Below are 23,232 nucleotides of genomic sequence, written 5' to 3'. Positions count from 1 at the left end.
TGTCGGTGGGACATTTGTCCGGCCACGCGCGGCCAAACCTCAAGCGGCCGAATCGTAGGGCGTTTGGAGATTAGTAACCACTTGGGGAGCAGTGTTCCGGACATGACACAGCCCGTCCCCATCCCCCCCGCCGAACCGACCGGCGAGGAGCTCCGTCAGGCGCTACGCAAGGCCGTCAAGATGCGCGCCCACCTGCGCGATCGGGGCCAGACGCGATTCGAGATCGAGGTGACGGATTTGTCGCTCTCGGGGTTTCGCGCGGAGACGAGCTTTACGTTGTGGCCGGGGACGGTCGTGTGGCTGACATTGCCGGGGTTGGCGGCGCTCGAGGCCGTGGTCGCGTGGCGCGACAAGTTCAAATATGGCTGTGCCTTCGCCAAGCCGCTACATCCGGCGGTGTTCGAGCATATTGTAGCGTTGTCGCAGCGATAGGACGCAAGCGTGTTCTCCTGCGAACGCAGGAGCCTAGGATTACTCAGCCCCGCTATTGATTACCCTGGGTTCCTGCGTTCGCAGGAAAACATCTAGACGTCGGCAAGGCCACCGTCGGACGGTTTGACGTTAGCCGATAGCCGGCCCTGTCGGTCGCTGCTCGCTTCTGTAAGTATCGGCGCGGACGGTGCCGCGCCTGCGCCCGTCAATCGAACAAGCTCGACACCGACGTCTCGTCCGCAATCCGCTTGATCGCCTCGCCCAGCAACGGCGCGATCTGCAGATGACGGATCTTGCCGTGCGCATCCTTGATGACCTCGTGATTCCCGATCGAATCGGTGATCACCAGTTCGCGGAGTTCCGAGCCCTCGACTCGGGCCACTGCCCCACCCGACAACACGCCGTGCGTGACATACGCCACGACATCCTCGGCGCCTGCTTCCTTCAGCGCCGCCGCCGCGTTGCACAGCGTCCCGGCCGAATCGACGATGTCGTCGACCAGGATGCAGAACCGCCCCTCGACTTCGCCGATGATGTTCATCACCTCCGACTCGCCCGCGCGCTCGCGACGCTTGTCGACGATCGCCAGCGGGGCGTTGTCGAGTCGCTTGGCGAGCACGCGTGCACGGACGACACCGCCGACGTCCGGCGACACGACCATCAGGTTCTTGCCCTTGAACCGCGCGAGGATGTCTGCGGACATCACCGGTGCGGCGTAGAGGTTGTCGGTCGGGATATCGAAGAAGCCCTGGATCTGCCCGGCATGCAGGTCGACCGACAACACGCGGTTCGCGCCCGCGACCGTGATCAAATTGGCGACCAGCTTTGCCGATATCGGCGTGCGCGGGCCGGGCTTTCGGTCCTGCCGAGCGTACCCCATGTACGGGATCACCGCGGTGATGCGCCGCGCCGACGCACGCTTGAGCGCGTCGATCATGATCAGCAGTTCCATGAGATTGTCGTTGGCGGGATAGCCGGTCGACTGGATCACGAACACGTCCTCGCCGCGGACGTTCTCGTTGATCTCGACGAAGACCTCCTCGTCGGCGAACCGCCGCACGCTGACGTCGGTCAGCGGAATCTCGAGATAGGCGGAGATTTCCTGCGCCAGCGGCAGGTTCGAATTGCCGGTCATCAGTTTCATGAAGCTATTTCCCGCTCGATAGTGCGAACCCCTTAGGCGCAGCTTCCCGTTGGTGGAAGGGTTTGCCCGCCGCCGCGCCGCTCCGTACAGCGGCGGAATGACCGTAATCACCCGTTTCGCCCCCTCGCCCACCGGCCGGCTGCATGTCGGCAACATCCGCACCGCGCTCCACAACTGGATGTTCGCGCGCGCCAATGGCGGCAAGTTCGTGCTGCGGATCGACGATACCGATCCCGAACGCAGCGAAGAGCGGTTCGTCGACGCGATCCGCGCCGATCTCGACTGGCTCGGGATGACGCCGGATGCGGAGGAACGGCAGTCAGCGCGGTTCGCTCTGTACGAGGCGCGGTTCGCGGCACTGGTCGCGAGCGGGCACGTGTATCCGGCGTACGAGACCACGCAGGAGCTCGACCTCAAGCGCAAGATCCAGGCCGGGCGCGGGTTGCCGCCGATCTACGACCGCGCGGCGCTGGCGTTGGACGACGACGCGCGGGCGAAGCTGGAGGCGGACGGCGTGAAGCCGCATTGGCGGTTCAAGCTCGATCACGACTCGGCGATCGCGTGGGACGATTTGATCCGCGGCGCGGCGCATTTCGAGGCGAAGACGATGAGCGATCCGGTGATCCGGCGCGCGGACGGGTCGTGGCTGTATATGCTGCCGTCGGCGATCGACGATGCCGAGATGGGCGTGACTCATGTCGTCCGCGGCGAGGATCATGTGTCGAACACCGCGCTCCAGTTGCAGATGTTCGCCGCGCTCGGCGTCGCGCCGCCGCGGTTCGCGCACGAGGCGTTGCTGACCGGTGCGGAGGGCAAGCTGTCGAAGCGGCTCGGGTCGCTCGGCGTCGATCATTTCCGCGAGGTCGGAATCGAGCCGCAGGCGGTGCGTGCGCTGCTCGCGCGGATCGGGACGAGCGACCCGGTCGAACCGATCGCCGACGCCGCGCCGTTGATCGCGGGGTTCGACTTTGCGCGGTTCGGGCGCGCGCCGGCGCGGTTCGACGAGGCGGAGCTGGCGGCGTTGAACGCGCGGATCCTGCATACGCTGCCGTTCGAGGCGGTGGCTGGGCGGTTGCCGGCGGGCATGGATGTGGCGGCGTGGGAGGCGGTGCGGCCGAACCTCGTGACGCTGGCCGATGCGGCGGACTGGTGGGGTGTGATCGAAGGGCCGGTTGCTGTCGAGGGTGAGGGCGAGATCGACGTGGCGTATCTCGATCAGGCGCTGGTGGCGGCTGGGGAGATCGACTGGTCGAGCGATCCTTGGCACGCGCTGACGGCTCGGTTGAAAGCGGAGACGGGGCGCAAGGGGAAGGCTTTGTTCCTGCCGTTGCGGCTGGCGCTGACAGGGCGCGATCATGGGCCGGATATGGCGGCGCTGCTGCCGTTGATCGGGCGGGAGCGGGCTTTGGAGCGGTTGGCGGCGCGCTGATCTAGCTCCCTGAAGGTCGCCGGAAAAAGCTTGTTCTCCCGCGAAGGCGGGAGTCCAGCCTGGGCTCCCGCCTTCGCGGGAGAACAAGAAAGGAAGGGCTGCGGTGGAATTGACCGCAACGGACTATACTTTGCCGGCGGTCACTTTGCCCGCGCTCGACAAAAGCACCGCCCTTCCCTCTCATCACCACCCCGGCGAAGGCCGGGGCCCAATTGGGGGACGTTGCGAACGGGCGCCGCGTTCCATTATTCCAACCTTTCCAATTGGGCCCCGGCCTTCGCCGGGGTGGTGCACGTGGCCGAAGAATGTGACCGCCAGCGCAGTACGGTAAGGTTGGTCGAGCCAATGGGGCCGACCGGCAAACATCGCCCGAGAGCGGCGAAACAAGGTTAGCTTACCTCGCCCCCCACCCATCTCCCCTTGCCCCCAAAATGTAATGATGTACCATCGCAAACGGCGGTATCTATCTCGCCGCCATCCTCAAGGAGATGCGAAGGAGACGGTAATGTACGCGGATCGACTGAACCGGACGGGCGGATTCAATCCCGGGAGCCTCGGCGTCGCGCTGAGCATCAACTGCGCAGTGATCGGAGCCTTGTTCTTCGCGGCGCCCAACGTGCTGCCGTTCGTGCCTGACAAGCCGCTCGTGACCTATGTGCCGTACACCCCGCCGCCGCCACCCGAGCCGGTACCGCCCGCCGATCCGCTGGTCCGCCAGCAACCGCGCCCCGCCCCGCGTCCCGACGCGCCGATTACGCTAGTGCAGATACCGCAAACCGACGGCTTCGCGGTCGCGCCCGATCCACTCCCCTACACGCCGCCGATCGGCATCGAAGGCACCGGAACAGGCACCGTCGCGGTCGATCCGCCGAAACCCACGCCGGTATTCGTCCAACCCGGCATAGACCCGCGCTATGCCGCCGAGTTCCAGCCTAGCTACCCGTCCGAAGAACGCCGCGCCGAACGCGAGGGCCGGGTCGTGGTCCGCGTGCTGGTCGGTGTCGACGGTCGTGTGAAGCAGGTCGAGCGGGTCAGCGCGACCACCGACGCGTTCTACCGCGCGACGCTCGACCGCGCGCTGGCAAAGTGGCGGTTCAAGCCCGCGACGCGCGACGGCGTTCCGGTCGAGGCATGGCGGTCGATGGCGCTGACGTTTGTCCTCCAGAACTAAAGCTTGAGGGGCGCGGGGCTGGCCTAGCCGGCTCCGTCCCCCTATCTTGGCGCGCATGGGCTTTTTCAGTCGCTTCACGCCGATCGTCGCCTATCGCGACCTGCGGCTCTTCCTCAGCCAGCGCCGGCCGTACGAACTCATCTTTCTCGTGGCGGCGCTCGGCGTCACCAGCTTCCTGATCTACGCGTTCATGAAGGATTCGTACGTCGAGAAGGAATACCGCCCGAAGATCATCTACGTCGAGCAATGGCCTGCCGATCGCACCGATGCGCAGATCGAAGCTCAGCAGAAGATCGACGCACCGATCAAGGCCAAGGCGCTCGCCGAGCAGAAGGCCCGCGAGGACGCGCAGCGCGAGTCGTTCAAGCGGCTGGACGACAAGCTGAAGGCCATGGGCATCTGACACAAGTCGATACCCGCTGGATGGGCACTGCGCTGGCACTCGCCGAGCGGGGCCGAGGGCGAACCGCGCCCAACCCCAATGTCGGCTGCCTGATCGTGCGCGAGGGCCGCGTCGTCGGGCGGGGCTGGACGCAGGCGAGCGGGCGACCGCATGCCGAGGCGATGGCGTTGGCTGAAGCTGGCACGAACGCTCGGGGAGCTACGGCTTGCGTGACACTGGAGCCCTGCGCGCATCGGTCTCCGCGTGGGCCCGCGTGTAGCGACCTGCTGATCGAAGCAGGCGTTGCGCGTGTCGTTGCCGCCTTGGAAGACCCCGATACGCGAACGGCGGGCCAAGGATTTGCCCGGCTGGAAGCCGCTGGCATCTCCGTGACGCGCGGTGTTCGCGCGAAGGAAGCCAGACGTTCGATGGCCGGCTTTCTTACCCGCCAAGCGCTCGGCCGCCCCCATGTCACCCTGAAGCTCGCGACATCGCTCGACGGCTGCATCGCGATGGCGGACGGCTCGAGTCGCTGGATCACGGGGCCACAAGCTCGCGCTCACGCGCATCTCGAGCGGAGTCGGCACGAAGCGATCCTCGTCGGTCGCGGCACGTACGACGCCGATGCACCGCGACTCGACGTGCGGCTACCGGGGCTGGAAGCTCGCGGTCCGATGCGCGTGCTTTTATCCGCAACCGTCAAAGACCTGCCCGGCTGGACCGTCATCGCCGCTCCGCGCGACATCGCCACCCTCCCCGGTGTCGACCACCTTCTCGTCGAAGGCGGCGCGGCCGTAGCGTCGGCATTCCTCGCGGTGGATGTGGTCGACCGGCTCCTTCTCTACCGTGCGCCGATCCTGATCGGCGGCGGCAAGCCCGCACTCCGCGACATCGGCCTGACCGACCTGACTGAAGCACATGGTCGCTGGGCGATCGTCGATGCGCGGCAACTTGGCATGGACCGGCTCGAGGTCTACGAACGCGAACGAAACGAGGCATAATGTTCACCGGAATCGTCACCGACATCGGCACTGTCGCGAGCGTGGAGTCGCCAGACGACACACGCGTGGTCGTCAGCACCGCCTATGATACCGCGACCGTCGATCTCGGCGCGTCAATCTCTTGCTCCGGCGTCTGCCTGACGGTCGTGGATAAAGGCCCGAACTGGTTCGCGGTCGACGTCTCGGGCGAGACGATCAGCCGTACCGCCAAGGACCAATGGACCGAGGGTCGCAAGTTCAATCTTGAACGCGCGATGAAGCTCGGCGACGAACTCGGCGGCCATATCGTCACGGGCCATGTCGACGGGCTCGGCACCGTCGTCGCATTGGCGGAGGAAGGCGGCTCGCACCGCGTCACCATCCGCGCCGGCGCCGACATCGCGCCGTTCATCGCCCCCAAAGGTTCGGTGACGGTCGATGGCGTCTCGCTCACGGTAAACAGCGTTCAAGACATCGACGGGGAGGTCGAATTCGGCCTCAACATCATTCCGCATACCTGGGCGGTCACCACGCTCGGGACGATCCAGATGGGGCAGTCGGTCAATATCGAGATCGACGTCCTCGCCCGCTATCTCCAACGCATGGAGCATTACCGTGTCAAAGCCAGCTGAATTAGCCCGTCTCAAGCACGGCTATCTGTCGAGCCCGGAAGAAATTATCGACGAGGCGCGCAACGGCCGGATGTTCATCCTGGTCGACGACGAGGACCGCGAGAACGAGGGCGACCTCGTCATCCCCGCGCAGATGGCGACGCCGGAGAAGATCAACTTCATGGCGAAGTTCGGTCGCGGCCTGATCTGCCTCGCGCTGACTAGGGATCGCACCGAGGAACTCGGGCTCGAACTGATGAGCCGCAACAACGGCACGCGGCACGAGACCGCGTTCACAGTGTCGATCGAGGCGCTCGAAGGCGTCACGACGGGCATCTCGGCCGCCGATCGCGCCCGCACGATCGCGGTCGCGGTCGATGCGACAAAGGGCAAGCCGGACATCGTCACCCCCGGCCACGTCTTCCCGCTGGTCGCGCGCGACGGCGGCGTGCTGATCCGCGCCGGCCATACCGAGGCGGCGGTCGACGTCGCGCGGCTCGCCGGGCTCAATCCCTCGGGCGTGATCTGCGAGATCATGAACGAGGACGGCACGATGGCGCGGATGGACGACCTCGTCACCTTCGCGCAGTTCCACAACGTCAAGATCGGCACGATCCGCGACCTGATCGCGTATCGCCGCCGCCACGATCACCTCGTCGAGAAGCGCGCCGAGGCGAAGTTTACCTCCGAATGGGGTGGCGACTGGAGCGCGCTGACGTTCTGGAACAAGGCGACCGGCACCGAGCAGGTCGCGCTCGTGAAGGGCAAGATCGACCCCGCCAAGCCAACTTTGGTCCGCATGCACGCACTGTCGCCGTTCGCGGACATTTTCGGCGAATCGGGCGAACGCGGCCGTATCCTCGCGCGCTCGATGCAGATGATCGCGGACGAAGGTGCAGGCGTGATCGTCGTCATCAACCGGCCTCGCAGCAACACCTTCACCTCGGCGGTGATGAAGAAGGCGGGTGCGGACATCACCCCGGACATGGAGGAACTGCGCGACTACGGCGTCGGCGCGATGATCCTGACCGAACTCGGCGTCCACGACATGGTGCTGATCACCAACACGCATCACACGCTGGTCGGCCTCGACGGCTATGGCCTGTCGATCGTCGGCGAGCGCCCGATCGCGTCCCTGAACATGGAAAAGAGCAACTGATGGCGCATCTCCTCATCGTCGAAGCCCGGTTCTACGATCACCTCAACGACCTGCTGGTCGAGGGTGCGAAGACCGCGATCGAAGCCGCCGGCCACACGCACGAGACGATCACCGTGCCCGGCGCGCTCGAAGTCCCCGGCGCGATCGCGCTGGCGGCGGAAAGCGAGACGTTCGACGCCTATGTCGCGCTGGGCGTCGTGATCCGCGGCGAGACCTATCATTTCGAGATCGTCGCGGGCGAGAGCGCACGCGGGATCATGCAGCTGACGATGGACGGCCTGCCGATCGGCAACGGCATCCTGACCACCGAGAACGAGGCGCAGGCGTTAACGCGTGCAAAGCCCACCGAAGGCGACAAGGGCGGCGGCGCAGCCAACGCGGCGCTGGCCATGCTGGCGCTCAAGGACCGCTTCATCGCATGACCGCGCCGGTGCTCCTCACGGAGCGCCTGTTGCTCCGGCCCTTGGGACCGGAGGATGCCGAGGCGTGGTACGCGTTCCACGCCGATCCCGTCACGATGCGCCATTTGGGCGGCGTTCAGTCGCGCAGCGTCGCCTGGCGTGGTCTGTGCGCAATGGCAGGCGCGTGGAGCATTCGCGGCTTCTCGATGTTCGCGGTGACGCTACGCGATACCGGCGAATGGATCGGTCGCGTCGGTCCGTGGCAGCCCGAAGACTGGCCGGGGACGGAAATCGGCTGGGGGCTCGCATCGCAGTTCGCCGGTCGCGGGTTCGCGCGCGAGGCCGCGACGGCGACAATCGACTATGCGGTGGATGTCCTCGGCTGGACCGACATCATCCACACCATCGCACCCGACAACGCCGAGTCGATCGCCCTCGCGCAACGGCTCGGGTCGACCAACCGCGGCCCAACGACACTCCCCCCGCCGCTCAAATCGCTGCCGGTGGACGATTGGGGTCAGAGTGCTGCCGACTGGCGCGCGCGGAGAGCAAGGCGTGGGTGACGTGATCAACCTGCGACTCGTCCGGAAGCAGCGGGCTCGTGACGAGGCTTCGGTGCGGGCAGAGCAGAACCGCAGGCTGTTCGGGCGGACAGCAGCGGAGAAGGCGACGGACGCTACTATGAAGACTCGGATCGAGAGGACGCTTGACGGCGCGAGGCTCGATTCTACCTCCGACATGTTCGAGGAATAAGCTCGCCCTCACCCCTCCGACGGTGAAGTCGCCCTTGGGGCCCTTCCCTTGCAGCGTCAAACCGAACCAACGTCTGATTCACGATCCTGCCCCCCCCACAGGAAGGAAGATCAGGTCTGCGCCCTAGAACGGCGAAAATCGTGATAGCTTCAGCGGAACCGAAGGCAGATCGGCCGCGCCGCCCGCAACAACCACGGTGCCGATGTCCGTTGAGCAAGTACGTGTCGGTAGTTGTGCGGCATGATGCCTTCCTTGTTCTCCCGCGAAGGCGGGAGCCCAGACTGGATCCCCGCCTTCGCGGGGAAACAAATCTTGCTTGCTCGGGAGGGATAGCCGCTCCCCAACCGTCCTCAACTGCCTCACCACAGGAACGTCACGCGCGCCGCGCCGTTATGCCTCCGTAACAAAGAGGCGCTCATGATTTCGGATGCGAATGCGACGTTGCTCGCCAAACTCGGCTTCGCCGCGCGCGGGGTGGTGTATATTCTCGTCGGCTGGTTCGCGGTCGACGCGGCGTTGCGTGGTGGCAAGATCGCCGACAACCAGGGTGCGATTGGGTCGATGGCGGACGAGGCGTTCGGCCCGATACTGCTCGCGATCGTCGCCGCCGGCCTGCTCGGCTATGCGGTCTGGCGACTGACGGAGGCGGCGGCGAACCCCGAGCAGATCGGCAGCGACGTCAAGGGCAGCCTCAAGCGGATCGGCCACGTCGTCAGCGGCATCGCGCACCTGATCCTCGCCTGGACCGCCGCCAAGCTCGCTATGAAGACGGGATCGCGCGACGCCGCCGTCTCGCCCGGCGACGAGAGCGCGCGCGACTGGACCGCGTTGCTGCTCGACCAACCGGCGGGACGGGTTCTGGTCGGCGCTGTCGCAGTCGGCGTGCTGGTCGCCGCCTTCCAGCAGGCGCAGAAGGCGTGGCGCGGCGACTTCATCCACGACCTGCGTGGCGACGCCCCTGCGCCCGGCTATGTCTGCACGATGGGGAGGATCGGCTACGGGGCGCGGGCGCTCGTGTTCCTGATCGTCGCCGGGCTGTTCGGATTGGCCGCCTGGACTGCACATGCCAGCGACGCCGGCGGCGTGGCAGAGGCACTGGAACGGCTGCAATCGCAACCGGGCGGCAAGTGGCTGCTCGCGCTGACCGGTATCGGGCTGGCGCTGTTCGGTGCGTACAGCCTGGTCGAGGCGCGCTTCCGTCGGATCCATGTCGACCTGCCGGGTACAGATTAGAGCTTTCTTCTCTCCCATGTCCCCCCGCTAAGGCGCGGGTTTAACGATGGCGTTCGTGACTTGGGCTCCCGCCCTCGTGGAAGAACGAGAATGATAGCCAGCGGCAGAAAACACGTGTGCATCAGGGTATCGTTAAGCCGCGGACGTTACGGAGATCGTCATGTACACGATCAGCTTCGACGTCCCGACCAAGACACTCAACATCGTCACCGAGGGATTCTGGTCGGTCGCGACGACGGCGGCGTTCTCGGCGGAACTGCTCGCTCGGGGATCGGCAGCGCGGCTGTATCACGGCCGGTTCGTCGTGCTCGCCGACCTGCGAAAGGCCGCGATCCAGCCGTTGAAGGTCGTCGATGCGCTGGAGGCGATGATGCCTAAGGCGCTGAAGGTGACGTCGGCGCCGATCGCTGCGGTAGTCGCCTCGCATCTGGCCAAGCTCCAGACCGAACGCTATCTGAAGGCCGAGAATTGCCGGACGTTTCTCGACATCGACGAGGCAAAGGCGTGGCTGGCCGGGGATCGTACCGCCACCTGACTCCTAGTCCTGCGGGGCCGTTTCCAGCAAAGCCGCCTCGACCTCTTCGATCGTGATGCCGAACGCGCCGGCAAGCCCCGCCACCGACGCGCCGCGATCGGCGAGCGTGCGGATCCGCGCGATGTCGACGATCGTCTTGTAGCTACGGGTGTCGCGGTCGGTCTTCGATTCCTCGCCGCTGCGCGCGAGCGCGCCCGAGCGGCGGCGTTTGGAAATCTTCAACGCCTCGACATCGTTGGTCGGCGGTGCATCGAGCCGCGCCTTGATCCGCTGATCCCCTTCGATACGCCGGATTTCGCGGGCGCGTTCGCGTTCCTGGGACTGGAGATCGCGTTGTGCGGCACGAGATTCGGATCGCTGTTCGGACGCGGCAAGCCGCTCCTTCGCGCGCTGCTCGCGGCCGTTGGCACGCTCCTCCGCGCGCTTTACGGCCCGGTCGGCGGTGCCGGGCATGAGCGGCCCCGTTCCCCTGCCGCCGCTCGGCCAGCCGTCGGTCATTGGATATCCTGTCGTCACCGGTGCGCCGTGCGGCGCGGAAGCGCGCTGCTAGGCGATGGCAGCGCGGGTGACCATAGGCAGCCCTTCGCGATCCTCCTCCGCCAGGGGGAGGTGTCGCCGAAGGTGACGGAGGGGGAGGACACGGAACCACTGTTCGCGCGTGCCTCCCCCTCCGTCAGGCTGGCGCCTGCCACCTCCCCCTTGCGGGGGAGGATCAAGCTCAGGCGTTGGCAGTCTCGAGCGCGGGGTAGTCGATGTAGCCCTCGGGGCCCTGGCTATACCACGTTTTCGCATCGTCCTTCGCAAGCGGTGCACCCGTGCGCAGGCGTTCGGGAAGATCCGGGTTCGCGATGAACGTGCGACCGAAGGTGATCGCGTCGGCATTGCCCGAATCGAGCTCGGCCTGCGCCTCCTCGACCGTCGTGTAGTCCGAGTTCACGATCAGCACGCCGTTGAACACCTTGCGGATCGCTGGGCTGAGCTTGGGTACGTCGGTCTTGCCGAAGGTGCCGTCGGGGCCGGGCTCGCGCAGTTCGAGGAACGCGATGCCGAGGTCGGACAGCGCCTTCGCCGCGGCGGTGAACAGCGCCTCGGGCTTGCTGTCGTCGACGCCCTGCGAATCGCCGTTGGGCGACAGGCGGACGCTGACGCGGTCAGCCCCTGCGACCGAGATGACGCGCTCGGCGACTTCACGGAGCAGGCGGACGCGGTTCTCGATTCCGCCACCATATTCGTCGGTGCGGAAGTTCGCGTTGTCGCGCAGGAACTGGTCGATCAGATAGCCGTTCGCCGCGTGGATCTGCACGCCGTCGAAGCCGGCCGCGAGTGCGTTCTTCGTTGCCAACTCATAGTCGTTCAGCAGGCGCGGAATCTCGTTGGTCTCGAGCGGACGCGCGACCTCGAAATCCTTTTTGCCCTCGAACGTATGCGCCTGGCCTTCGGTCGCGGTGGCCGACGACGACACGGGCTGCGTCTCGTAGACCGACGAATGGCCCTGGCGACCCATGTGCCACAGCTGTGCGACGATCCGGCCGCCAGCGGCGTGGACCGAGTCGGTGACGGGCTTCCAGGCGGCGACCTGCGCGTCGGTCCACAGGCCCGGCGCGAACGGCCAGCCTAGCCCTTCGCGGCTGATGCCGGTGGCTTCCGAGATGATCAGGCCGGCGCTCGCACGCTGCGTGTAATATTCGACCATGATGTCGGACGGCACCGCATCCCTGTCGGCACGCCCGCGGGTGAGCGGCGCCATGATGATGCGGTTCGGCGCGTCGACGGCACCAAGGGTAATCGGATCGAAAAGGCTAGGCATGGGGGCTCCTTATTGGCCTGACGGGCGGAAGATAGGAGGCTACAGGGCGGCATGCATCGCCCCGACCCGCAAAGATTATCTAGCGTGCCCGATACGCCGCACGGTTTGACGCCGGCCGGTTTTATGCCAACCGCGCAAAGTGTTGCCGCGCCGGGACTTATCGCCTTCGCGGCGCTCGTCGTGGCGAACGTCGCGCTGGCGTTCGGGCCGTGGTTCGTCCGCGCTACCGAGGTCGGGCCGGTGGCGGCGGGGTTCTGGCGGCTCACGCTCGCCGTGCCGTTCCTGATCGCGCTCGCGGTCCAGCAGGGCGCGCGGCCGACCCGGTTGAGCCGCGGCGTGTGGATCGGGTTGATCGTCGGCGGCGTGTGCTTCGCGGCCGATCTCGGTGCGTGGCATCTCGGCATCCGGCGCACGACGCTCGCCAATGCGACGCTGTTCGGCAATGCCGCGACGCTGATCTTTCCGATCTACGGCTTCCTGATCGCGAAGACGTGGCCGACGCGGACTCAGGGCTGGGCGCTGGTACTGGCGGCGACGGGCGCTGCGCTGTTGCTCGGGCGGTCGTATCAGCTCGATGCGAAGAACCTCGTGGGCGATCTGCTCTGCATCCTCGCGGGGCTGCTTTATACCGTCTATTTCATCCTGATGGCGCGCGCGCGGGCGACGCTTGCGCCGCTGTCCGCGCTGACCCTGTCGACGCTGGCGGGGATCGTGCCGCTGCTCGTGTTCGCGCTGGCGATGGGCGAGCGGGTGATGCCAACGCATTGGGGGCCGCTGATCGGGCTTGCCTTGTGCAGCCAGGTGCTCGGCCAGGGGCTGATGATCTATGCGCTCGGCCGCTTCTCGCCGCTGGTGATCGGGATCGCGTTGCTGATCCAGCCGGTGGTCGCCGGCGTGGTCGGCTGGCTGGTGTATGGCGAGCGGCTCGGCGCGGCTGATCTGGTCGGCGTCGTGATGGTGGCGGTCGCGCTGGTGCTCGTCCGCCGGGGACCTCCCCCGGAAGTCCCCCTTGAAGACGCGCTTGATACGCCTGATTTTGAACGGCAGGAGACGGTATGACCCAGGACCTTACGCTCGACGAAATCCGCGCCCTGCTGGCGCCCGGCATTGCCGCCAACGCGGCCTTCGACGGCTGGAGCGACGCCGCGCGCGACATGGCTGCACAGGCCGAGGGAATCGACACCGACATCGCCGCACTGGCATTCAAGGATGGCCCGGTCGACATGATCGACGCGTGGTTCGCGCATATCGACGGTGTGATGCTCGCTGCGGTACCCCCCGAGCGGCTGGCGCTCATGAAGATCCGCGAGAAGATCACAGCGTTGGTCGAGGCGCGGCTAGACGCAACGTCGATAGACCGCGAATCGCTGCGGCGCGCGCTGGCGATCCTCGCGCTTCCGCAGAACCTGGCGAAGGCGACGCGGCTCGGCTGGCGGACGGTCGACACGATCTGGCACGCGGCCGGCGATATCGCGACGGACTATAACTACTACACCAAGCGGACGATCCTGCTCGGCGTGTACGCATCGACGATCACGGTGTTTCTCGACGACGAAAGCGAAGGTCTGGCCGAAACGCGCGCGTTCCTTGGCCGGCGGATCAACGGGATCATGCAGTTCGAGAAGGCCAAGGCGGGGTTCCTCAAGCGCACCGAACACGGCTTCAGCCTGTCGCGATTCGTTGGCCGCCTGCGTTATCCGACTGCCTGAAGCCACCAACAAACGGCTAAGTGTCTCTGTATCCTGACTTTCATCCGGATGGCGAGACGTCGAGGCGGTTGTAACCCAAGACGGTTAGGGCTTCCCTTCCCCGGGCGTTACTGATAATCAGTCGCATCATGGACACTCGCCCCGATCGTTCCGTCAGCCTCGAAACGCTGCCTCGCAAGCAGCATGGCATCGTTGCCGCGATCGAATGGGCGCGACTTGCCGATCCCGAGGCGCGCCGACTGCGCGAACTGGGCTTCGACGAAGGTGTCGATGTCGAGGTTTTGCACCGCGCGACGCTGGGCCAGGGCCCGATCGCCTGCCGCATCGGCCGGATGACGGTTGCGCTTCGCCGCGCGGTTGCTGGCGCGATCCACGTTTCGCCAATGCCTGCCGCGGCTGAATAATCCCATAAAATGAACGCAGCACCGCTGGTTGCGCTAGTCGGCAATCCCAATGCCGGCAAAAGCGCGCTGTTCAACGCGCTTACCGGTGCGCGGCAGAAGGTCGGCAATTATCCCGGCGTGACGGTCGAGCGGAAGGTCGGGCGGCTGATGCTCGACGACGGGCGGCCGATCGAACTCGTCGACCTGCCCGGCGCGTACAGCCTCGAACCCTCCTCCCCCGACGAGCGCGTGACGCGCGACGTCGTCACCGGCACGCAGGACGGCGAGCGCCTGCCCGATGCGCTGGTCGTCGTCGTCGATGCCGCCAATCTCGACAACCATCTGCGCTTCACGCTCCAGCTGATCGCGCTCGGCCTGCCGGTCGTGGTCGCGCTCAACATGGTCGATCTCGCCGAGCGCGACGGCCTGAAGCTCGACCCCAAGGTGCTCGAACGCGAACTCGGCGTGCCGGTGATCCCGACCGTCGCGGTGCGCAAGCGTGGCCTCGACGAGTTGAAGGCCGCGCTGTCCGGCATCGTCGTCAACGGCCCCATGCGGCTCCGAAAGTCGGATGGCAGCGTTCAGGACGATATCGTCACGCTCCAGCGCCGCGCGCGCCAGATCGCGACGTCCGCGACCGTATCAGAAACGCAGGTCCGCCGCTGGACGCACATGCTCGACGCGGTCGCGCTGCATCCCGTGGCTGGCCCAATCCTGCTGCTCGCGATCATGTTCCTGATGTTCCAGGCGGTGTTCAGCTGGGCACAGCCGTTCATGGACGCGATCGATGCGGGCTTCACCGCGTTGCAGGGGTTCCTGACCGCCGAACTGCCCGACTCGCTGCTCCGCTCGCTTCTGGTCGACGGCGTGATTGCCGGCGTCGGCGCCGTGATCGTCTTCCTGCCGCAGATCCTGATCCTGTTCCTCTTCATCCTCGTGCTCGAGGCCAGCGGCTACATGGTCCGCGCGGCGTTCCTGATGGACCGGGTGATGGCGAGCGTCGGGCTGTCGGGGCGCGCGTTCATCCCGCTGCTGTCGAGCTTCGCCTGCGCGATCCCCGGCATCATGGCGACGCGGACGATCGACGACGAGAAGGACCGGCTGACCACGATCCTGATCGCGCCGCTGATGACGTGTTCCGCGCGCCTGCCGGTCTACACGCTGATCATCGGCGCGTTCATTCCCAACACGCAGGTGCTGCCGTTCGTCGGGTTGCAGGGGCTGGTGATGCTCGGCCTGTACGTGATGGGCATCGTCGGTGCGTTCGTCGCCGCGCTGGTGCTGCGCCGGACGGTGACCAAGGGCGTGTCGTCGGGCTTCATGATGGAGATGCCGAAATACCAGTGGCCGCAGTGGCGCGACGTCGGCATCGGCCTGTGGAGCCGCGCGCAGATCTTCCTGAAGCGCGCCGGCGGCATCATCCTGACCTCGACGATCATCCTGTGGGTGCTGCTGAGCTTCCCCAAGCCACCCGAGCAGCCCGCCGGCGCACCGAAGATCTCCGCGGTCGATTATTCGATCGCGGGCCGCATCGCCAACGGCATCGCGCCCATCTTCGCGCCGATCGGCTTCAACCGCGACATCGTCCTCGCGCTGATCCCGGCGATGGCCGCGCGCGAAGTCGCCGTGGCCGCGATCGGCACCGTCTATGCGATCGACGATCCCGACAGCAACCAGGGCGGCAAGGCGATGATCGAGAACCTGCGCGGTCGCTGGAGCCTGCCGACCGCGCTCGCGTTCCTGATGTGGTTCGTGTTCGCGCCGCAGTGCATTTCGACGATCGCCGTCACCCGCCGCGAGACGAATGGCTGGAAATGGCCCGCCTTCATGGTTGGCTATTTGTTCGCCGCCGCGTACATCATGGCGGGTATCACATACTGGCTGGCGGTAGCCGCTGGTTTGTAGGTGATGCACTGAGCGGACTCCAAATCCGTTCAAGGCGTAGGTCCTGGTCCTTCTCCCCAGAAGCGATCATCCCTTCCACCGGGTAATCTGCACCCAGGTCCTACGCCGTTACCGTATATTCGTTCATGCTCGTCTGAGCAATCAAACCTTACTAGTGGAGTCCTGGTTCGTGGCAGGCAGCGTCAACAAGGTCATCATCGTCGGCAATCTGGGTCGCGACCCGGAGAGCAAGGCGTTCCAGAACGGCGGCAAGGTCGTCAATCTGCGCATCGCGACATCCGAGTCCTGGAAGGACAAGATGTCGGGCGAGCGCAAGGAAAAGACCGAATGGCATTCGGTCGCGATCTTCAACGAAGGTCTCGCGAACGTCGCCGAGAAGTATCTGCGCAAGGGATCGAAGGTCTATATCGAGGGCGCGCTCCAGACCCGGAAGTGGCAGGACGCGCAGGGCCAAGACAAATATTCGACCGAGATCGTACTGCAGGGCTTCAACAGCGTGCTGACGATGCTCGACGGCCCGAATGGCGGCCAGGGTGGCGGCGGTGGTAGCCGCGGCGGTGGCGACGACTGGGCCGGCGGTGGCGGCGGCAACGACTTCGGCGGTGGTTCGTCGGGTGGCGGCGGCGGCGGTTACGGCGGCGGCGGTGGCGGTCGCGGCGGCAGCGCACCTTCCGGTGGTGGCGGTGCCCGCGGTGGCAGCTTCGGCCAGACCGGCGGCTTCTCGGACGATCTCGACGACGACGTGCCGTTCTGATCTCTGTGACGACGCTGTATTCCGTTCCCAAGACCGCCTCGTTCGACGAGGCCGAGCGCTCCCGCGTGATCTCGGCCTACGACGTCGCCGGTGCGCGCGCGAAGGGCCAGCTCGACGATATCGTGGCGTTCGCAGCCGAGCTCTGCGGCGCCCCGGTCGCGTTGCTGAGCTTGGTCGAGGAGGAATATCAGCGTTTCCTGGCGCGGACCGGCTTCGACCTGGAGCAGACTCCGCGCAGCATGTCGTTCTGCGCGCACGCGATGCACCATCACGAGGTGATGGAAGTGCCCGACGCGCAGGCCGATCCGCGCTTCGTCGACAACCCGCTGGTGACCGGCGAGCCGTATGTCCGATTCTACGCGGGTGCACCGCTCGTCTCCAGCGAGGGCGTGCCGCTGGGTGCGCTCTGCGTGCTCGCGAACGAGCCTCGCGAAGGCCTGACCCGGTTCCAGCGCGACGGCCTCACGCTGCTGGCGAAGGCGGCGATGGGCCGGCTCGACGACCGCCGTACCGCACGCGAGCAGGCGATGGCCGAGGCTGAAGCCCGCCGGACGCTGGAAGCGAGCGACCTGAAGTTTCGTACGCTCGCCGACACCATGCCGCAGATGGTCTGGTCGACGCTGCCCGACGGCTTCCACGATTACTTTAACGCGCGGTGGTATGAGTTCACCGGCACGCCCGTGGGAACGACCGATGGCGAAGGCTGGAACGACATGTTCCATCCCGACGACCAGGATCGCGCCTGGGCAATCTGGCGCCAGTCGCTCGATACCGGCGAGCCGTACAACATCGAATACAGGCTTCGGCATTTCGACGGCACGTACCGCTGGGTGCTCGGCCGCGCGTTGCCGGTGCGCGACGAAAACGGCCGGATCACGCGTTGGTTCGGGACGTGTACCGACATCCACGAACAGAAGCTGGCCTATGAGGAGCGCGAGGTCATCAGCCAGGAGCTGAGCCACCGCATCAAGAACATCTTCGCGGTGATCGCCGGGCTGATCGCGTTTTCGGCACGAGGGAAGCCGGAGTTCGCGGGCATTGCGACCGATCTCCGCCACCGGATCAACGCGCTCGGCCGCGCGCACGACTTCGTCCGCCCGCACAGCGCCAACTCGCGTCCGGCCGCCGCGCAGAACAGCCTGCACGGCCTGTTGCAGGAATTGTTCGAGCCGTATCAGCGGATCGACGGCGCACGTCTCAGCGTCACCGGCGACGACGTTCAGATCGACGATCGCTCGGCCACGCCGCTCGCCTTGCTGTTCCACGAGCTTGCCACCAACGCGACGAAGTACGGCGCGCTTGCGACCGAACTCGGCACGGTTCGGATCGCCGTCACGGCGAACGACGACACGGTAAGCTTGAACTGGTGCGAACAGGGTGGCCCGTCCGTCGCCAAGCCGACGACGCCAGCAGGTTTTGGTACGCAGTTGATCGAGATGAGCGCCGTGCGTCAGCTAGGCGGCAGCGTGAATCGGACCTGGAACGACGACGGCTTGATCGTCGACCTGAAGATCCCGAAGGCTGCCTTCAGCCGCTGACCACGCGAACGACGTCGTCGTGCGCGATCGGATCGTCGTTGCAGGCCAGCGCCGCAGCCGCCAGGATTGCCGCGTCGCTGAACGGCTTGCGGATGTATCCGAGGCACTCGGCGTCGCCGATCTGCGCAGGGTTGGCGGTCACGAACACGACCTTGACGCCGTAGTCGCGCGCCATCCGCTTGGCGATCTCAGGCCCGGTGGGTCCATCGCGCAGGTTGATGTCGACGAAAGCGAAGTTGCAGCCCGGTGCCGCCGCGATCGCGCTGTCGCGGTCGGCCGCAATCCCCGCGACGCCGTAGCCGGCATTCATGAGGATTCTCTCGAGGTCGAGCGCGACGAAGATTTCGTCTTCGACAATGAGGGCGGTCTTGGTCATCGGCGAAGTAACCAGTCGACCGCCGATCGGTTCCGCCAAATCGGTGATTTAGATCAACCGCTTGTCCCGATATGGCCTGATTCCCGTAAATTCCTGCAATCGATTACCGTCGCAGCAGGAAGACCGCGTGCTCGGCGAGCAGGCTAGCACCCCCCGCGCCGGTGCGCTTGTCGCCCGACAGAAACCACGCATCCTCGACAATGATTCCGCGCGCTTTCACGAAGGCGCGGAAATCGTCGATCGTGACGTGGTGGATGTTCGGCGTATCGTACCAGCTCTCGGGCAATTGCCGCGTCACCGGCATGCGGCCGCCCCACAACAGCGACAGCCGCACACGCCAATGCGCGAAATTGGGGAAGCTGACGAACGCGCGCCGGCCGATCCGCAGCAGGTGATCGAGCACGAGATCGGGGGCGCGTGCGGTCTGCAAGGTCTGGCTCAGGATCGCGTAGTCGAAGCTGCCGTCGGGGTAGCCGGCAAGGTCGATATCCGCATCGCCTTGGATCACCGACAGTCCGCGGGCAACCGCCGACGCCACGTTGTGCGCATCGATCTCCAAACCGCGTGCATCGACGTCTCGCGTATCGCGGAGTGCGGCCATGAGCGCTCCGTCCCCGCAGCCGATGTCGAGCACCCGGCTGCCCTGCGCGACGTTCTCGGCGATTACGGAAAGATCGGTACGTAAGTTCATGGTGCGGTCCGCAGTTGCTCGGCCAAGCCCGGAGCGAGCCGTTCCATGTAGCGATCGGCGCGGACCAGCGGATGGAAGCCAAGGTCCGCATACACGCCATGCGCGTCGGCGGTGACGAGCCCGAACCTGCGCAACCCGGCAAACGACGGATGCTCCAGGAACCAGCTCACCATCCGCCGCCCGAGCCCCTGCCCGCGTACGGATTCGTCGACCCATACGTCCGCCAGCCACGCAAACGTCGCATGATCCGTAATCATTCGCGCAAAGCCGACCTGCTGTTCGTTCTCGTACGCGCCGAGACAATGCGACCCGGCGATCGCGCGTTCGACCAGATTGCGCTCGATCCCCGGCGACCAGTAACTGCTCGCGAGCCAGCCGTGGATCCGGTCGACCTGCAACTTGCTCGCGTCGTCGGACAGGATGATCGTCATCGGCCGGCCCTGAGGAAGCCGTCGACGACGCGGTTGAGATCGGGCGCCTCCAGCAGGAACGCGTCATGGCCGTATGGGCTCGACAATTCGACGAAACTGACCGGCGCGCCGGCTGCGTTCAGTGCCTGGACGATCGCGCGCGATTCGGCGGTCGGGTAGAGCCAGTCTGTGTCGAAGCTGACGAGGCAGAACCGCGATTTGGTCGCGCGGAACGCGTTGGCGAGCAAACCGCCATGCTCTTCGGCCAGATCGAAGTAGTCCATCGCGCGCGTGATGTAGAGGTACGAGTTCGCATCGAACCGGTCGGTGAACGCGAGCCCTTGGTGGCGCAGATAGCTCTCCACCTGGAAATCCGCGTCGAACCCGAACGATTTCGCGTCGCGCGCCTGGAGCCGCCGCCCGAACTTCTCGGTCAGCCCCGCTTCCGACAGATACGTAATGTGCGCCGCCATCCGCGCGACCGCGAGCCCGGCAGTCGGTGCCGCGTCATCATGATACTCGCCGCCACGCCAGTTCGGATCGGCCATCACCGCCTGCCGCCCGACCTCGTGGAACGCGATGTTCTGCGCAGTATGACGCGCCGTCGAGGCGATCACGACACACGCCTTCACGCGGTCCGGGAACGTCGCGGGCCAGCTCAGCGCCTGCATCCCGCCCATCGATCCGCCGACCACCGCGTGGAGCACGCCGACGCCGAGATGATCGAGCAGCATCGCCTGCGCGCGCACCATGTCGCGGATCGTGATGACCGGGAAACTCATCGCCCAGGGGCGGCCGGTCGCCGGATTGACCGTCGCGGGGCCGGACGTGCCCATGCAGCTGCCCAGTACGTTGGCGCAGACGATGAAGTGGCGTGCGGGATCGATCGGCTTGCCCTCGCCGACCATGCGGGTCCACCAGCCGGGCTTGCCGGTACGCGGATGATGCGAGGCGACGTGCTGGTCGCCGGTCAGCGCGTGGCAGATCAGGATGGCATTCGACGCATCGGCGTTGAGCGTCCCGTAGGTCTCGTAGGCGATGTCCACGGGCGACAACAGCACGCCGCCATCTAGGCGCAGCGGCCCCGGCAACGTGACGCGGCGCGCGAGGCCGAAGCGCTGGTCGGTTGAGGGGTTGGCCGCGGTATCGATGGCAGGCGTGTCGAGCATGCCGCGCGCTACCATAAGCGGCCGCAGTCATGCCAGCGCCGCTTCCCGATCCTCCCCCGCCAGGGGGAGGTAGCTGGTGCTTGCCAGACGGAGGGGGAGGAAAGGGAAACAGCTGTTGCGTTACCCTCCCCCTCCGTCGCCTTCAGCGCCACCTCCCCCTTGCGGGGGAGGATCGTGAACTCCGTCCTTGCCACGCACAAAGATTTGCCACCACGCCACACCGCCCGCTATGTCCCGCGGCCATGACAAACATCATGCCCGCACCCGCGCCGAAGCCCTGGATCCTGGGGATCGCGCCGTACACGCCCGGCCGCTCGACGACCGACGATGGCCGCACGGTGATCAAGCTGTCGTCGAACGAGAACCCGCTCGGCACCAGCCCCGCCGCCAAGGCCGCATTCGACGCCGCCGACCGCACGCTGGAGCGCTATCCGGATGCGGGCGCGGCGGAACTGCGCGAGGCGCTGGCGGCGCATTACGACCTCGATCCGGCGCGCGTGATCTACGGCACCGGCTCCGACGAGATCCTGCATCTGGTCGCGGGCGCCTATGCCGGCCCGGGCGACGAGATCATCCACGTCCGCTACGGTTTTGCGGTCTACGAAATCGCGACGCGCCGCGTCGGTGCCGAGCCGGTGATCGTCGACGACCGCGACTATGCGACCGACGTCGACGCGATCCTCGCTGCCGTCACCGAGCGCACCCGCGTTGTGTTCGTCGCCAATCCGAACAACCCGACCGGTACGTTCACGCCGCGGGCGGAAATCGCGCGGCTGCATGCAGGGCTGCCGAAGTCGGTGCTGCTCGTGCTCGACCAGGCCTATGCCGAATATCTGTCGCCCGAAGAGGACGATGCCGGCCTCGCGCTGGCGATGACCGAGGCGAACGTGCTCGTCACGCGGACCTTCTCGAAGATCCACGGGCTAGCCGCAGAGCGGATCGGCTGGGGCTATGCCTGCGCGCCGATCATCGACGCGATGCACCGCATCCGCGCACCGTTCAACGTGACGACGGCAGGCCAAGCCGCCGCTGTCGCCGCCATCGCCGACACCGCCTTCGTCGACGCAACGCGCGCGCATAACGACACCTGGCGCGGCTGGTTCGTCGAGCAGATCGGGCAGATGGGCAACGCCGGGCTTCGCGCCGTACCGTCGAAGGCGAACTTCGTGCTCGTGCTGTTCGAGGGCAAGCTGACCGCGGACGCCGCCTATCACGGGCTGATGGACGCAGGCTACATCGTCCGCTGGCTGCCGGGTCAGGGCCTGCCCAACGCGCTACGCATCACGATCGGCACCGAAGAGGAAACGCGCGGCGTGACCGCGGCGCTGCGCAACCTGGTCGAAGCCGCCTGATGCTCCCGTTCGCGCGCGTTACGATCATCGGGCTGGGACTGATCGGCTCGTCGGTGGCGCGCGCGGTGCAGGCGACGATGCCGACGGTCCGCGTCACCGGCTACGATGCCGATGCGACCGTGCGCGAAGCCGCGGACCAACTGCAGTTCTGTGACGACGTCGCGGACTCGGCCGGCGCCGCGGTGATCGACGCCGACCTCGTCATCCTGTGCGTGCCCGTCGGCATCATGGGCGACGTCGCCGCCGAGTTCGCGGCGGAACTGCCGGCGGATGCGATCGTCAGCGACGTCGGCAGCTGCAAGGCCGAGATCGTCCGTGCGCTGACCGAAGCGCTACCAAACGCGACCGTCATCCCCGCGCACCCGGTCGCGGGCACCGAGCGGAGCGGCCCCGAAGCCGGCTTCGCGACGCTGTTCCGTCACCGCTGGTGCATCGTCACGCCCCCCGAGGGCGCCGACCCGGTCGCGGTCGAGCGCGTCTCCGAATTCTGGCGCAGGCTCGGCGCGCAGGTCGAGACGATGGCGCCCGAGCATCACGACCGCGTGCTCGCCGTCACCAGCCATCTGCCGCATCTGATCGCCTACACGATCGTCGGCACCGCGGGCGATCTTGAGGAAGTGACGCAGTCGGAGGTCATCAAATATTCCGCGGGCGGTTTCCGGGATTTCACGCGGATCGCGGCGTCGGACCCTACGATGTGGCGCGACATCTTCCTCAACAACCGCGAGGCGGTGCTGGAGATGCTCCAGCGTTTCTCGGAGGATCTGAGTCATCTGCAGCGTGCGATCCGCTGGGGAGACGGCGATGCGTTGTTCGACCTCTTCACACGCACGCGCGCGATCCGCCGGAGTATCGTCGAGCAGGGCCAGGACGATGACGTCCAGGATTTCGGGCGTACGCACGGGTAA

27 protein-coding genes are annotated in these 23,232 nt (G+C 66.3%); 20 read left to right on the top strand and 7 right to left on the bottom strand.

The genetic code is table 11. The features are described from left to right. Positions 1 to 102 precede the first annotated feature (102 nt). Positions 103 to 432 carry a PilZ domain-containing protein gene (locus tag C8J25_RS09860; RefSeq protein WP_056064110.1) on the top strand — a complete coding sequence of 110 codons (330 nt, stop codon included), beginning with the start codon at positions 103 to 105 and terminating at the stop codon, positions 430 to 432. A gap of 205 nt (positions 433 to 637) precedes the next feature. On the opposite strand, the gene C8J25_RS09855 is transcribed toward C8J25_RS09860, so the two are convergent. After that, positions 638 to 1,576: a ribose-phosphate pyrophosphokinase gene (locus tag C8J25_RS09855; protein ID WP_056064113.1), complete on the bottom strand. Its 939-nt coding sequence runs from the start codon at positions 1,574 to 1,576 to the stop codon at positions 638 to 640. Between the two features lie 97 nt (positions 1,577 to 1,673). Here C8J25_RS09855 and gltX point away from each other — a divergent pair, with 97 nt between their 5' ends. The 11 genes from gltX to C8J25_RS09800 all read left to right on the top strand — a co-directional run bounded on the left by gltX (position 1,674) and on the right by C8J25_RS09800 (position 10,230). Beyond that, positions 1,674 to 3,005: a glutamate--tRNA ligase gene (gene gltX, locus C8J25_RS09850; RefSeq protein WP_107954253.1), complete on the top strand. Its 1,332-nt coding sequence runs from the start codon at positions 1,674 to 1,676 to the stop codon at positions 3,003 to 3,005. A 505-nt stretch (positions 3,006 to 3,510) separates the two neighbouring features. Next, on the top strand, positions 3,511 to 4,176 hold the full coding sequence (locus C8J25_RS09845; protein WP_107954252.1) for a TonB family protein: 666 nt from the start codon (positions 3,511 to 3,513) through the stop codon (positions 4,174 to 4,176). Positions 4,177 to 4,231: 55 nt separating this feature from the next. Continuing rightward, positions 4,232 to 4,579 carry a hypothetical protein gene (locus tag C8J25_RS09840; RefSeq protein WP_056487857.1) on the top strand — a complete coding sequence of 116 codons (348 nt, stop codon included), beginning with the start codon at positions 4,232 to 4,234 and terminating at the stop codon, positions 4,577 to 4,579. A 20-nt stretch (positions 4,580 to 4,599) separates the two neighbouring features. Continuing rightward, positions 4,600 to 5,559 (top strand): bifunctional diaminohydroxyphosphoribosylaminopyrimidine deaminase/5-amino-6-(5-phosphoribosylamino)uracil reductase RibD, encoded by a 960-nt coding sequence (gene ribD / locus C8J25_RS09835; protein ID WP_208622561.1) that lies wholly within the window; start codon positions 4,600 to 4,602, stop codon positions 5,557 to 5,559. Next, the gene (locus tag C8J25_RS09830; protein WP_107954251.1) at positions 5,559 to 6,170 is read left to right on the top strand and encodes a riboflavin synthase; all 612 of its coding nucleotides are present in this window, start codon (positions 5,559 to 5,561) and stop codon (positions 6,168 to 6,170) included. Before ribD ends, C8J25_RS09830 begins: the two co-directional genes overlap by 1 nt. After that, entirely contained in the window at positions 6,154 to 7,308 is a 1,155-nt protein-coding gene (ribB, locus tag C8J25_RS09825) for a 3,4-dihydroxy-2-butanone-4-phosphate synthase (protein ID WP_107954250.1), read from the top strand. Before C8J25_RS09830 ends, ribB begins: the two co-directional genes overlap by 17 nt. Continuing rightward, positions 7,308 to 7,730 carry a 6,7-dimethyl-8-ribityllumazine synthase gene (gene ribH, locus C8J25_RS09820; RefSeq protein ID WP_107954249.1) on the top strand — a complete coding sequence of 141 codons (423 nt, stop codon included), beginning with the start codon at positions 7,308 to 7,310 and terminating at the stop codon, positions 7,728 to 7,730. The genes ribB and ribH overlap by 1 nt, the downstream gene beginning before the upstream one ends. Continuing rightward, a complete protein-coding gene (locus C8J25_RS09815) occupies positions 7,727 to 8,272 on the top strand; it encodes a GNAT family N-acetyltransferase (RefSeq protein ID WP_107954248.1) in 546 nt (181 codons plus the stop codon). Before ribH ends, C8J25_RS09815 begins: the two co-directional genes overlap by 4 nt. Then, on the top strand, positions 8,232 to 8,462 hold the full coding sequence (locus C8J25_RS09810) for a DUF4169 family protein (RefSeq protein ID WP_341871533.1): 231 nt from the start codon (positions 8,232 to 8,234) through the stop codon (positions 8,460 to 8,462). Before C8J25_RS09815 ends, C8J25_RS09810 begins: the two co-directional genes overlap by 41 nt. A 417-nt stretch (positions 8,463 to 8,879) precedes the next feature. Then, complete coding sequence (locus C8J25_RS09805) at positions 8,880 to 9,695, top strand: DUF1206 domain-containing protein (protein ID WP_107954247.1); 816 nt, start codon at positions 8,880 to 8,882, stop codon at positions 9,693 to 9,695. 160 nt (positions 9,696 to 9,855) lie between these two features. After that, positions 9,856 to 10,230, top strand: coding sequence for a hypothetical protein (locus C8J25_RS09800; RefSeq protein ID WP_107954246.1), 375 nt, complete (start codon positions 9,856 to 9,858; stop codon positions 10,228 to 10,230). Positions 10,231 to 10,233: 3 nt separating this feature from the next. Here the strand turns inward: C8J25_RS09800 and C8J25_RS09795 are convergent, their stop codons facing one another. Then, on the bottom strand, positions 10,234 to 10,728 hold the full coding sequence (locus C8J25_RS09795) for a hypothetical protein (protein WP_244186936.1): 495 nt from the start codon (positions 10,726 to 10,728) through the stop codon (positions 10,234 to 10,236). 220 nt (positions 10,729 to 10,948) lie between these two features. Further along, complete coding sequence (locus C8J25_RS09790; RefSeq protein WP_107954245.1) at positions 10,949 to 12,037, bottom strand: alkene reductase; 1,089 nt, start codon at positions 12,035 to 12,037, stop codon at positions 10,949 to 10,951. Positions 12,038 to 12,160: 123 nt separating this feature from the next. Here C8J25_RS09790 and C8J25_RS09785 point away from each other — a divergent pair, with 123 nt between their 5' ends. From C8J25_RS09785 to C8J25_RS09760, 6 genes are all read left to right on the top strand, one after another. Continuing rightward, positions 12,161 to 13,096: a DMT family transporter gene (locus C8J25_RS09785; protein WP_107954244.1), complete on the top strand. Its 936-nt coding sequence runs from the start codon at positions 12,161 to 12,163 to the stop codon at positions 13,094 to 13,096. After that, entirely contained in the window at positions 13,093 to 13,746 is a 654-nt protein-coding gene (locus C8J25_RS09780) for a COQ9 family protein (RefSeq protein ID WP_107954243.1), read from the top strand. The genes C8J25_RS09785 and C8J25_RS09780 overlap by 4 nt, the downstream gene beginning before the upstream one ends. Before the next feature lie 128 nt (positions 13,747 to 13,874). Further along, on the top strand, positions 13,875 to 14,150 hold the full coding sequence (locus tag C8J25_RS09775; RefSeq protein WP_056487822.1) for a FeoA family protein: 276 nt from the start codon (positions 13,875 to 13,877) through the stop codon (positions 14,148 to 14,150). Positions 14,151 to 14,159: 9 nt separating this feature from the next. Next, positions 14,160 to 16,034 (top strand): ferrous iron transport protein B, encoded by a 1,875-nt coding sequence (gene feoB, locus C8J25_RS09770; RefSeq protein ID WP_107954242.1) that lies wholly within the window; start codon positions 14,160 to 14,162, stop codon positions 16,032 to 16,034. Positions 16,035 to 16,203: 169 nt separating this feature from the next. Next, positions 16,204 to 16,788: a single-stranded DNA-binding protein gene (gene ssb / locus C8J25_RS09765; protein WP_107954324.1), complete on the top strand. Its 585-nt coding sequence runs from the start codon at positions 16,204 to 16,206 to the stop codon at positions 16,786 to 16,788. A 5-nt stretch (positions 16,789 to 16,793) separates the two neighbouring features. Further along, the gene (locus C8J25_RS09760; RefSeq protein ID WP_425275461.1) at positions 16,794 to 18,326 is read left to right on the top strand and encodes a sensor histidine kinase; all 1,533 of its coding nucleotides are present in this window, start codon (positions 16,794 to 16,796) and stop codon (positions 18,324 to 18,326) included. On the opposite strand, the gene C8J25_RS09755 is transcribed toward C8J25_RS09760, so the two are convergent. The 4 genes from C8J25_RS09755 to metX form a co-directional block, all read right to left on the bottom strand. Beyond that, the gene (locus tag C8J25_RS09755; protein ID WP_107954323.1) at positions 18,316 to 18,702 is read right to left on the bottom strand and encodes a response regulator; all 387 of its coding nucleotides are present in this window, start codon (positions 18,700 to 18,702) and stop codon (positions 18,316 to 18,318) included. The genes C8J25_RS09760 and C8J25_RS09755 overlap by 11 nt on opposite strands. 103 nt (positions 18,703 to 18,805) lie before the next feature. Then, entirely contained in the window at positions 18,806 to 19,393 is a 588-nt protein-coding gene (gene metW / locus C8J25_RS09750) for a methionine biosynthesis protein MetW (protein WP_107954241.1), read from the bottom strand. Further along, entirely contained in the window at positions 19,390 to 19,824 is a 435-nt protein-coding gene (locus C8J25_RS09745) for a GNAT family N-acetyltransferase (RefSeq protein ID WP_107954240.1), read from the bottom strand. Before C8J25_RS09745 ends, metW begins: the two co-directional genes overlap by 4 nt. Continuing rightward, positions 19,821 to 20,972: a homoserine O-acetyltransferase MetX gene (gene metX, locus C8J25_RS09740; RefSeq protein ID WP_107954321.1), complete on the bottom strand. Its 1,152-nt coding sequence runs from the start codon at positions 20,970 to 20,972 to the stop codon at positions 19,821 to 19,823. Before metX ends, C8J25_RS09745 begins: the two co-directional genes overlap by 4 nt. 254 nt (positions 20,973 to 21,226) lie before the next feature. On the opposite strand from metX, the gene hisC reads away from it, so the two are divergent. Together hisC and C8J25_RS09730 are read left to right on the top strand one after the other, a co-directional pair. Next, positions 21,227 to 22,324: a histidinol-phosphate transaminase gene (gene hisC, locus C8J25_RS09735; protein ID WP_107954320.1), complete on the top strand. Its 1,098-nt coding sequence runs from the start codon at positions 21,227 to 21,229 to the stop codon at positions 22,322 to 22,324. Further along, positions 22,324 to 23,232, top strand: coding sequence for a prephenate/arogenate dehydrogenase family protein (locus C8J25_RS09730; protein WP_107954239.1), 909 nt, complete (start codon positions 22,324 to 22,326; stop codon positions 23,230 to 23,232). The genes hisC and C8J25_RS09730 overlap by 1 nt, the downstream gene beginning before the upstream one ends.

Origin of the sequence: Sphingomonas faeni (assembly GCF_003053745.1) — a bacterium.
In the GTDB taxonomy this organism is placed as follows: domain Bacteria; phylum Pseudomonadota; class Alphaproteobacteria; order Sphingomonadales; family Sphingomonadaceae; genus Sphingomonas; species Sphingomonas faeni.
This window is presented reverse-complemented; position numbering and strand designations above follow the sequence as displayed.